The organism is Pelomonas caseinilytica, assembly GCF_021353235.1.
Taxonomy (GTDB): Bacteria; Pseudomonadota; Gammaproteobacteria; order Burkholderiales; family Burkholderiaceae_C; genus Pelomonas; species Pelomonas caseinilytica.
Window position 1 is genome coordinate 1 of record NZ_JAJTWT010000036.1, and the last position, 1,875, is coordinate 1,875.

Consider the following 1,875-nt stretch of genomic DNA (forward strand, 5'->3'; position numbering starts at 1 on the left):
GTGTGCGCCCAGCATGGGCGCACATCCTGGAGGTGCAAGTCCTCCCGCGAGCTGGTCACAGTGAGCGAAGCGAAGCGCAACTGCGTGAGGGCGACCGAGCGTGGGAAGGAAGCGTGGAGCGTAAATCGCGAGCCGATGAACAAGAACCGCATAGAAGGCGCTGCCGAGCAGGGCGAGTGGGCACAAAACCACGAAGCTCTTGTGACCAAGGCGAAGTGGCGTAGATGCGGCGGTTGTGCGGTGAAGGAGTGCGCGTCTTACCTGGGGACGCCTCGCCTTGTGGCTGAAAGGCCGACGGCATTGCCGGAGCGAGGTCTCAGCAGAGGTCGTAGTAGCCGGGTAGCGGGGCCGCCGAGGCCACCAGTGAGAAGCGAAGGACCGAACGAGAGCAAGTGACCGAGGACCTGGGGATGTCAAAGGCCATGCGTCAGATGCCGGAGCGATCCGGGCGGGCAGGCGTAGCGCACGGTGAAGCCGGGCGTGATCCTGCCAGCGACGAAGCCTGCGGCCCGTCCCAGGAACACCAGGGCACAGGGTCGGCAACGCAGACGACAGGGGCTGGTCCCCTGCTGGAAGCGACGCTGACGAGAGAGAACCTGCAAGCGGCCTGGAAGCGGGTCAAGGCCAACAAGGGCGCAGCGGGCGTGGACGGGCTCGACATCGAGCAAAGTCTCCACCTGCTGCAAACGAAGTGGCCGCAGATCCGCCAAGAGCTGCTGGCGGGGAAGTACCGGCCACAGCCGGTACGCAAGGTGATGATCCCCAAACCAGATGGAAGCCAGCGCGAGCTGGGCATCCCGACGGTGACGGACCGGTTGATCCAGCAGGCGCTGCTGCAAGTGCTGCAACCGCTGATCGATCCCGCCTTCAGCGACCACAGCCACGGGTTCCGGCCGGGCAGAAGTGCGCACGACGCGGTGAAAGCCGCGCGGGCGTACGTCCAGTCCGGCAAGCGCGTGGTGGTGGACGTGGACCTGGCGAAGTTCTTCGACCGGGTGAACCACGACATTCTGATGGACCGGCTCAAGAAGCGCATCCCGGAGACGGCCGTCCTGCGGCTCATCCGTGCGTACCTGAACGCCGGGATCATGGATGGCGGGGTCAAGGTGGAACGGGACCAGGGCACGCCGCAAGGCGGACCACTGAGCCCGTTGTTGGCCAACGTGCTGCTCGACGAAGTGGACAAGGCGCTGGAATCGCGGGGCTACAGCTTTGCGCGCTACGCCGACGACGCCAACGTCTATGTGGGCAGCAGACGAGCCGGCGAGCGGGTGATGGCGTGGCTCAGAAAGCTGTACGGCAGGCTCAAGCTTCAGATCAACGAAGCCAAGAGTGCCGTGTGCAGTGCCTTCGGGCGCAAGTTCCTGGGCTATGCGCTGTGGGAGGCTAAGGGGCGTGAGGTGAAGTGCAAGGTGGCTCACAAGGCTCTGGACAACTTCAAAGCGCGCATCCGGCAACTCACCAGCCGCTCAAGCGGGCGAAGCATGGTGCAGGTGGTACAAGGGCTGCGGCCCTATCTGCTGGGCTGGAAGGCCTACTTCGGGATGGCGCAAACACCACGGGTCTGGCGCAAGCTGGATGAATGGCTGCGCCACCGGTTGCGAGCCATCCAACTCAAACAGTGGAAGCGCGGCACGACGATGTACCGCGAACTGCTGTCGATGGGTGCCCGCGCTGACGTTGCCCACCGGGTGGCGGCGAACGGTCGCTGCTGGTGGCGCAACAGCGGGAAGCTGCTCAACAGCGTGCTCACTGTTGCTTGGTTCGACCGACTGGGCCTGCCCCGACTCTCCTGACCTCAAGCGCTCGAACCGCCTGGTGCGGACCCGCATGCCAGGTGGTGTGGCAGGGGCGCCTCCTGAGATGGAGGTCCCC

1 protein-coding gene is annotated in these 1,875 nt (G+C 65.1%); it reads left to right on the plus strand.

Annotated elements, in window-relative coordinates:
- Positions 1 to 404 precede the first annotated feature (404 nt).
- On the plus strand, positions 405 to 1,796 hold the full coding sequence (gene ltrA / locus LXT12_RS26645) for a group II intron reverse transcriptase/maturase (protein ID WP_233395552.1): 1,392 nt from the start codon (positions 405 to 407) through the stop codon (positions 1,794 to 1,796).
- The last annotated feature ends 79 nt before the right edge of the window (positions 1,797 to 1,875 follow it).